Source organism: uncultured Campylobacter sp. (assembly GCF_938031315.1).
In the GTDB taxonomy this organism is placed as follows: domain Bacteria; phylum Campylobacterota; class Campylobacteria; order Campylobacterales; family Campylobacteraceae; genus Campylobacter_B.
Map to the genome: position 1 here is coordinate 1 of NZ_CALHHT010000242.1, position 8,998 is coordinate 8,998.

Annotated in this window: 5 protein-coding genes and 1 pseudogene; 5 read left to right on the forward strand and 1 reads right to left on the reverse strand. The window is 50.7% G+C overall.

Annotated elements, in window-relative coordinates; all coding sequences use genetic code 11:
- Nucleotides 1–380: 380 nt before the first annotated feature.
- Nucleotides 381–1,575: pseudogene (gene metK / locus Q0236_RS06170) on the reverse strand (methionine adenosyltransferase).
- Nucleotides 1,576–1,719: 144 nt separating this feature from the next.
- On the opposite strand from metK, the gene sstT reads away from it, so the two are divergent.
- The 5 genes from sstT to truB all read left to right on the forward strand — a co-directional run bounded on the left by sstT (nt 1,720) and on the right by truB (nt 8,308).
- Nucleotides 1,720–2,979: a serine/threonine transporter SstT gene (sstT, locus tag Q0236_RS06175; RefSeq protein WP_297916094.1), complete on the forward strand. Its 1,260-nt coding sequence runs from the start codon at nt 1,720–1,722 to the stop codon at nt 2,977–2,979.
- A gap of 111 nt (nt 2,980–3,090) precedes the next feature.
- The gene (locus tag Q0236_RS06180; protein ID WP_297916096.1) at nt 3,091–5,001 is read left to right on the forward strand and encodes a M3 family oligoendopeptidase; all 1,911 of its coding nucleotides are present in this window, start codon (nt 3,091–3,093) and stop codon (nt 4,999–5,001) included.
- A 1-nt stretch (nt 5,002) separates the two neighbouring features.
- Nucleotides 5,003–5,410: a hypothetical protein gene (locus tag Q0236_RS06185; protein WP_297916098.1), complete on the forward strand. Its 408-nt coding sequence runs from the start codon at nt 5,003–5,005 to the stop codon at nt 5,408–5,410.
- Nucleotides 5,407–7,467, forward strand: coding sequence for an ATP-dependent helicase (locus tag Q0236_RS06190; protein ID WP_297916100.1), 2,061 nt, complete (start codon nt 5,407–5,409; stop codon nt 7,465–7,467). Before Q0236_RS06185 ends, Q0236_RS06190 begins: the two co-directional genes overlap by 4 nt.
- A complete protein-coding gene (gene truB / locus Q0236_RS06195) occupies nt 7,460–8,308 on the forward strand; it encodes a tRNA pseudouridine(55) synthase TruB (protein WP_297916103.1) in 849 nt (282 codons plus the stop codon). The genes Q0236_RS06190 and truB overlap by 8 nt, the downstream gene beginning before the upstream one ends.
- Nucleotides 8,309–8,998: the final 690 nt, after the last annotated feature.

The window sequence follows — 8,998 nt, forward strand, 5'->3', positions numbered from 1 at the left end:
TTGCCTTACACTTTACGATATTTTAAATTTTACAATTTTGCGACGCAGGTTTCGGCGCGGTACAAATTTTCGCATAAGGCGCTTTCGGCGATAAATTTACGTAAATTTAATCGTAGCTTCGGTGTTTTGCGGCTTTTAATAATCGACGCTTGGCGGTTTTGGATAAGACCTTAAATTTAGCCGCAGAATTTTAAATGCGGTCTTGTTGGCGGATGTGCGTAAATGCCGTCCGTTCGCGAATACGGCTTGCGACTATCGCCCGTTTTGCTAGCGGGTGCGCGTAAATCTACGGATAAATTTGCGCGGTTTAAATTTGCGGCTAATTTTATAAAGCTTAGCCGCAAAATACTGGCGCCATTTTCGGCGTCGTAGAATAAAATTTATTTTAAAGCCCTAAAAAGCTCCACGCTATCGAGCTGTTCCCACGGGTATTCGTCATTTCCGACCTGTCCGCGCGCTGCGACATCGGCGTAGAGAAAGCTTCCTTTGCCGGGGCGATCAAGGCCGAATTTATCGATGATCCAGCGCGGAGTGAGCGGGAATTTTTCAAGCACGAAAGCGGATAGCTCATCGTCGCTTGCCGCGCCTAAATTCGTCCCCATACAATCGACGCTGACGCTGACGGGCTTTGCGACGCCGATTGCGTAGCTGAGCTGGACGATGCATTTTTTCGCAAGCCCCGCCGCGACGATGTTTTTGGCGATGTAGCGCGCCGCGTAAAGCCCGCTGCGATCGACCTTAGTGTAGTCTTTGCTGCTTTGAGCGCCGCCGCCGATCGGGCTGTAGCCGCCGAAGCTATCGACGATCAGTTTGCGCCCCGTTAGGCCGCTGTCGTGAAGCGAGCTGTGATTTACGTAGCGGCCGGTCGGATTGATGTAGATGATCGTTTTGTTTTTGTCGTAAAGCTCTTTCGGAAGCCCCGCCGAATCGATCAAATTTCCGATCTCGGACGCGCTCGATACTCATACTCTCGACGCATGGCGCTGAAACCACGATCGTATGGATGCTTTGCGGCTTGCACTCCTCAAAATTGCTCTTCGTGCCGTAATCGACCGTAACCTGCGTCTTAATATCGACGCCAAGCTCGTTGGGATGGGATTTTGCATAGGCATAAACGTGATCGCAAAGTGCTCTTGCGTAGGTGATCGCCGCCGGCATAAAATTTTTCGTTTCGCAGCTTGCGAAGCCGAACATTATGCCCTGATCCCCCGCGCCGATCTCGCCGCCCTCTTGATCGACGCCTTGGTTGATGTCGGGGCTTTGCTGGTTTAAAAATACGTCCACTTGCAGATCCTGCGGATGCAGGCACTGCGCGCGCGTAAAGTAGGGGTTGTCGTTGTAGCCGATCTCGCTAAGCGCGCCCTTTACGATGTGGCGGTAATCGTCGTGGGTAAAGTCGATCTTGGCGTTTACTTCGCCGCCGATTACTACGTGTTTGCCTGCGATGAAAACCTCCGCTGCGACGCGTCCGTTAGGGTCTTGCTTTAAAATTTCATCCACGATGCTGTCTGCGATGATATCGGCGCATTTATCCGGATGTCCGGGGCTTACTACTTCGCTTGTGAAAAGATACATATCCGCTCCTAATTAAAATTTCGGGGCATTTTATCTAACGAGGTTTTAAGATTAACTAAAAATTACGAAATTTCGGCCAAATTTAAATGCGCTTAAATAAAATTTCGATATATTTCAAACGACGTTTTGATTGAAAGGTAAAAAATGAGTTCGATTCAAAAATTAGTAGCTAGCTACAAAGATAAAAATCTAGTTCTGCGCATAGTTACAGGCTTGATAATAGGCGCCATTTTGGGCTTTGCCGCACGTTCAGCGGCAGGCGATATTGCGGCAGAGCATACTTCGTTTTTAATAAACGTAGTAGCTTTTGCGGAAATTTTAGGAAATTTATTCGTAGGCGCCCTTAAAGCGGTAGCTCCGATTTTAGTTTTTATCTTGATCTTAAGCTCAATCGTGAATAAACAATACGGTAGCGCAAGCGGCTTAAAACGCGTGGTTGTTCTATACATCGTAGGCACCTTTTTAGCCTCGTGCGTGGGGGTAGCGACTAGCTTTTTATTCCCCACAGAGCTTGCTCTAAGCAATGTCGGCGCGGCGGAAAATACCGCTCCTGCGAGCGTCTGGGTCGTGCTAAAAGACCTGCTTTTTAAGGTCGTAGATAATCCGGTAAACGCTATCGCGCACGGAAACTACGTAGGAATTTTAACCTGGGCGATAGGTCTTGGCGTCGCGCTTAAATTTTGCACTAATGAAACAAAGAAAATTTTTACCGATCTGGGCGAGGCGGTAACCAAGATCGTGCAATTTGTAATCCAGCTCGCGCCGTTTGGAATTTTCGGCCTAGTAGCTTCTACCGTGTATCAAACCGGCGTCGATGCGCTGCTTGGATATGCGCGAATTGTAGTCGTGCTCGTAGGCGCGATGGCGTTCGTAGCCCTCGTGGTAAATCCGCTCATCGTCTTTGCGGTGATTAAGAAAAATCCATATCCGCTCGTATTTACCTGCCTGCGCGAAAGCGGCCTCACGGCGTTTTTCACCCGCAGCTCGGCAGCGAATATCCCGGTAAATTTAAATTTATGTAAAAAGCTCGGCATCAGCGACGAACTAAGCTCGATCTCGATCCCTTTGGGAGCTACGATAAATATGGCGGGCGCTGCGGTGGTAATCGCGATCTTAGCGCTTTCCGCGGCTCATACACTTGGTGTGCGTCCCGATTTTTGGACGGCGCTACTGCTTTGCGTGGTCTCAGCAGTCGGTGCGTGCGGCGCTAGCGGCGTACCCGGCGGCTCATTGATGCTGATACCGCTTGCGTGTTCGCTCTTTAATATCTCAAACGACATCGCAATGCAGGTAGTCGCGATCGGCTTTATCATCGGCGTGATCCAAGACTCGGTAGAAACCGCGATCAATAGCTCCACCGACGTGATTTTTACGGCGATCGCGTCGCAAAGTATGCAAAAATAACTCACCTTAAAATTTTACCGCGAATTCCGCCCGCGCGGCGGATCTCGCGGTTTTTAAAATTTTACTTATTCTTTTTTGATAAAATTATCCAAAAATTTTAAAAGGAAATCGATGAATTGGAATTTAGGCGAGCTGTTTGCAAACGAAGCGGAATTTAGCGGCGCGATAGATAGTGCGGCTGCGCAGGCCCTGGATTTTGAAGCTAAATTTAAAGACGGGTTGCACGCTCTTAGCGCGGAGGAATTTTTAGGCGCGCTTGAGCTCTATGAGAGCATCAGCGAGCAGATCGGCAAGATAATGAGCTTCGCGCATCTTAGCTTCGCGCGAGATACGAGCCTTGGGGCGCAGCAGGCTAAGACGGAGCAGGCTTGCAACGACATTTCGCAGAGCCTACTTTTTTTCGAGCTCGAGTTTAACGAGCTTGACGCCGCAAAACAGGACGAGTTTATCGCAGGGGGCGGGAGGTTCAGATATTATTTGAGCTTGCTTAAGCGGCGCAAAGTCCACCAGCTAAGCTTGCCGCAAGAAAGCGTGCTTTTAAAAACTTCGCCCGTAAGCGGCGAAGCGTTTTCGCGGCTTTTTGACGAAAGTATGGCGCGGATGAGCTTTGATTTTCGCGGGCGCAAGCTTGGCGAGGAGGAAATTTTAAGCCTGCTTCATAGCCCTGATCGCGAGGTGCGAAAGGACGCCGCAGCCTCGCTAAGCGCGGTGCTAGAGCAGAACTCCCATCTGCTTGGTTACATCTACAATATGATCAAAACCGATCTTAAAATTCGCTGCGAGCTGCGCGGCTACGATAAAGCCGAGGCGGTGATGCACGAGGAAAATCAGATAAACATCGCAAGCGTCGATGCGCTGATCGCAGAGACGGAGCGAAGCTTCGCTCTAGTCGGTAAATTTTACGCTAAAAAGCGCGAAATTTTAGGCTACGACGCGCTGTATGATTACGACAGATACGCGCCACTTGGGGGCGATGAGAGCGAGTTTAGCTTCGAGCAGGCTAAGCAGATCGTGCTTGCGGCGTTTGAAAAATTTAGCCCGAAATTTAAGCAGATCGCGCTGATCGCGTTTGAGCGAAACTGGATCGACGCGATGCCCGCGCAAAATAAGCAAAGCGGCGCGTTTTCGCATTCGGGCTCGCGCGATACGCACCCTTTCGTGCTTTTAAATTTCACGCGCAAGCGCCGCGACGTATTTACCCTCGCGCACGAGCTGGGGCACGCGATACATCAGTATCTAAGCTACGGCGTGGGCTATTTTAACTCCTTCACGCCGCTGACGACGGCGGAGACCGCGTCGGTGTTTTGCGAGATGCTAGTATTTGATTATATACGCGAAAATTTTTCAAATTTAAACGGCTCGCAAAATTTAAAAAGCGACGCCTCGGACGGCTCGCAAAATTTTAAACGCGAAGCTTCGCAAGAGGCTCAGGGCAGTGAAATTCCAAACGAGCACGCTGTAAAACACGCCGCTTCGCAAAGCTTTGCGGGTTCATGTGAATACGCAGCGCGCGATATGGATACACCCTCGCAGACTACAAGCGACAAGACCGCGCTAAGAGCGATGCTTGCGGCAAAGATCGAGGATATCTTCGCTACGCTTTACCGCCAGATCGGATTTACGACCTTTGAGCGGCGCGTGCATGCGAGCGCGGATGAGCTAAGCACGGGGCAAATAGACGAGCTTTGGATGGAGGAGTCGCGCAAGATGTTTGCGGGCGAGCTAATCTTGCAGGATCATTACAAAAGCTGGTGGAGCTACATCCCGCACTTCATCCACACGCCGTTTTACTGCTACTCCTACGCCTACGCGCAGCTTTTGGTGCTCGCGCTTTACGGGCTGTATAAGAGCGGCAGGTGCGAAAATTTCGTTCAAATTTACACCGAGTTTTTAAGCTCGGGCGGCAGCGACGAGCCGCAAAAGCTAGTGGCGAAATTCGGCTTTGATATCAATAAAAGCGAGTTTTGGCGCATCGGCATAGAGCAGGTCGCAGCGCTTGTAGATGAGTTTGTGAGGGGTTAGGATGATAAATAAAATTTTAAAAGACGATAAATTTATCGCTGTGAGCAGTGCAAATATAGGCGCGGTTTTGGACTACGTTTTGGCTCTTGGATATGGATTTGGCATCGTTGCGAGGACGGATCAGATAAAATTTGACCCGCCGCTGCCGGAGGAAATTTTAAAAAGCTTCAAAATGCCCGCGATCTTTTTGCAGCTGGAGGAATACACGCTCTCTAGCGCGCATCTTAGTAAGGATGAGCTGGTTTTCGAGGCGGGTTTCGGGCCGCAGGATTTTGCAAGCACGCTTAGCGTGCCGTTTTACGCGGTCTTGCAGATCGTCGTGGACGGCAAGCCCATCGCGGTAAATTTCTCCCAGCCCGAGTCCGAGTGGCTTAAGCGCGAAAAATCGCGTAAAATTTTTTCAAAATGAGCGATATTTTAGAAGGTCTTAATCCCGCTCAGCGCGAGGCTGCGAGCCACGTGGACGGAGCGATGTTAATCTTAGCGGGTGCGGGCAGCGGCAAAACCAAAACGATCACCGCGCGCCTTGCCTACTTGCTCTCAAACGGCGTGCCTGCAGAAAATACTCTCACGCTTACGTTTACGAATAAAGCCGCCGCCGAGATGCGCTCGCGAGCGCTTAATCTGATAAGCGGGCTAAATTTAAGCAGCGTGCCGCTTTTGTGCACCTTTCATAAATTTGGGCTTTTGTTTTTGAAATTTCATATTAGCGAGCTTGGGCGCAGCGCAAACTTCCAAGTAATCGATACCGACGATAAGAAAAAGATCATCAAGGGCTTTGAGATAAATTTGCCCACGTCGCTATTGGCGGCTAAAATTTCAACCTATAAAAATTCCTTGATTGATCCCAAAGATATCGACGAGCTTCTAAAGGGCGAAGATGACGAGCTAAGCAGGATGTATAGCGGATTTTACGCGCATTGCGCTAGAGCATATAAGCGCTACGAGGCGTATTTGGCGGCGAATAATCTGGTGGATTTCGATGATCTGCTGATCTTGCCATATAAAATTTTAAGCGCGAATGAGCGACTATGCGATGAAATTTCGCGCCGTTACGCCTATATCACGGTCGATGAGTATCAGGACACCAACGACATTCAATTCAAACTGCTGCAAAAGCTCTGCACCGCGCACGAAAACCTCGTAGTAGTGGGCGATGACGATCAGAGTATCTACGGCTGGCGCGGCGCGCGGATAGAAAATATTCTAAATTTTAAAGATCAGTTCTCAAACGTAAAATTTATCAAACTCGAGCAGAATTACCGCTCCACGGATGAAATTTTAAATGCCGCCAACGAGCTCATCTCGCATAACAAAAACCGCCTCGGCAAGAGCCTTACTAGCATGAACGGCGGGGGCGAAAAGATCGAAATTTTGCGCTCTGAAGAGGAGAGTATCGAGGCGGCAAAGATCGCAGAAGCTATCAAAAAGCTGCTTTCAAGCGGCGTAGCACCCTCTCAAATCGCCGTGCTTTACCGCGTAAACGCTCTTTCGCGCGCGCTGGAAGAGGGGCTGAATCGAGCCAAAATCCCGTACAAAATGGTAGGCGGCGTGAAATTTTACGAGCGAGCCGAGATCAAGGATACGATCGCCTATCTGCGCCTAGTAAACGACGAGCACGACGACTTTTCGATGAGGCGGATCATAAACGTGCCCAAGCGCGGCATCGGCAAGGTCTCGCTGGCAAAGCTCGAGGAGCTTTCGCGCCTGCGACTTATCAGTCTATTTGACGCTTTTAGCGAGCCGGACGCGGGGCTTAGCGCCAAGGCGGCGCAGGCTCTAGCGGAGCTTAAAAGTGGCATCGCTTCTATTTCCGCGCTAGCCGATACTATCAAAAAAATAGACGCGCTGGAGCCCGCTTTCGGGCTCAAAGCTTACTACGCTTCGCTGCCCGACGGCGCCGATCGGGTAGCGAACATCGACGAGTTTTTGGCGATGTTAAAGGACGAGGCGAGCAATAAGCCCGATTTTGATCTGGCGGAATTTTTAAACGAGCTGAGCCTTCTTAGCGATCAAGACGCTATCATGGGCGATGCGATAAATATAATGAGCGTGCACGCCAGCAAAGGGCTTGAGTTTTCGCACCTTTTCGTAATCGGACTAGAGGAGGGCTTTTTCCCGCTTTTGGGCGACAGCAATGACATCGAGGAGGAGCGTAGGCTTGCATACGTAGCGATCACGCGCGCCAAGCGCACTCTCACGCTTAGCTTTGCCGCTAGCCGCTTTTATCGCGGCAAGCGCGAGAGGCTGGATGCTAGCAGGTTTATAGCCGAGGCGGGTTTGGTAGCTAAAGAGCCCCCGCGCGAGCAAAGTAGCGGCTTTAGCAAGGGCGAGCTGATCAAACACAAACTCTTCGGTATCGGACAGATCACGGCGGTAAACGGCGATCGGCTCACTATAAATTTCGGCGGAATTTCGCGCGTAATAATGTCAAATTTCGTAGAAAAGATCGGCACTTATGAATAGATTGTTTTTGGCGGACAAGCCCGCGGGCATCGGCAGCAATAAATTTTTAAGCGCTCTGAAGCGCAAATACGGCATAAAAAAGGCTGGCTTTAGCGGCACGCTCGATCCCTTCGCAAGCGGCGCGCTGATCGTGGCATTCGGGCAATACGCGCGCTTTTTTAGGTTTTTAAAAAAGGAGCCAAAAGTTTACGCTGCGACGCTGTGGCTGGGCGCGCAAAGCCCAAGCGGCGATAACGAAAACATAGGGCGAGTGGAGCAAATTCCGTCGCTTTCGCGCGAGGTTTTAGATGCTGCGATGGCGCAAATGCGCGGCGAGATAAAATTTATCCCGCCCGCTTTCAGCGCCAAGAAAATTGACGGCGTGCGCGCATACAAGCTCGCTCGCGCGGGCGAAGAGGTGAGTTTAAAAGAGAGCTCGATGCGGGTTTTTGATGCCGAAATTTTAAGCTACGTTCATCCCTTCGTGAGCTTTCGCGTAGCACTCAGCGAGGGTGGCTACGTGCGCTCTTTCGCGCAAATTTTAGCAGGAAAGCTAGGCGTTACGGGTACGCTAAGCGCGCTTAGACGAGAAAGCGAGGGGGCTTTTGACCTGCAAGATCCGCGCTTTGCGGATGAGGCGGCGCTAAATCCGCTCGAGTTTTTGGATCTTAAGCCAAACTTTTACGACGGCGACGCGCGCGACGTGATCTTGGGTAAGAAGCTCGCCGCAAAAGATCTGGCTAGCCGCGCGGACGGCCGCTATCTGCTTATCTGCGGCGATTTTTACTCGATCATCGAGATTGGCGCGGGTGAGGTGCGCTATCTTTGGAACGACGTTCCGATCGCAGGCGGCGCGTTTTAATCAGCGGCTCCAGCCTGAGACGGAATTCTAATTGGGCGGTTCGAGCTTGAATTTTGAAGCGATCATAAATACGGCGCGTTTTAAATTTGCTCGCATAGCGCGCCGCCCCGCGCGGTTAAATTTTATCGTGCGGAGCAGCGGGCGAGAGATCGCTCTTTCATTGCGCGCAGATCGTAAAGTCTGTCTCAGGCGGCGTAAATTTAAACGCGCGGCTAGGTAGGCGGCGCTCTCTCGAAAGACATAAATCCGCGGGGCTAAATTTAAACGCGACGGATCCGGCGCAGCGGCGTTTTGATTTGCTTTTTGCCGCGCGACGGCGACGCGCCGCGAGATTAAAATTTGACGATTTAAAAAGCGCGCAAGTTGGAGCTTAGTGCCGCAGCAAGCGGTCTTTGCCGAATAAAATTCCTGCTCGCGGTAATGCGTAGTCTGCGCCGATGAGTTTGATTTTGCGGCGCACCGCTAAGCTAAATTTATGACTTAGCGCGGTGCGGCTAGAATTTTGCTAGCTCGGAATTTTAATCGCTAAGATATATTCGCGCCGCAAGCTGAAATTTAGCCGCGTGCGTTGCGGATTAAAATTCCGCGCTTTATAAAATTTACGTATCGGGCGCTGCGATTGCGGATCAAGTTTCGCGCCGTGCGGCCGTGCGGTTAGAATTTTGCTAGCTCAGAATTGTAATCGTGCTA

Excerpts from the sequence above, each read along its gene's own strand:
- sstT (WP_297916094.1), top strand. The coding sequence starts at position 1,720 with ATGAGTTCGATTCAAAAATTAGTAGCTAGCTACAAAGATAAAAATCTA.
- Q0236_RS06180 (WP_297916096.1), top strand. The coding sequence starts at position 3,091 with ATGAATTGGAATTTAGGCGAGCTGTTTGCAAACGAAGCGGAATTTAGC.
- Q0236_RS06185 (WP_297916098.1), top strand. The coding sequence starts at position 5,003 with ATGATAAATAAAATTTTAAAAGACGATAAATTTATCGCTGTGAGCAGT.
- Q0236_RS06190 (WP_297916100.1), top strand. The coding sequence starts at position 5,407 with ATGAGCGATATTTTAGAAGGTCTTAATCCCGCTCAGCGCGAGGCTGCG.
- truB (WP_297916103.1), top strand. The coding sequence starts at position 7,460 with ATGAATAGATTGTTTTTGGCGGACAAGCCCGCGGGCATCGGCAGCAAT.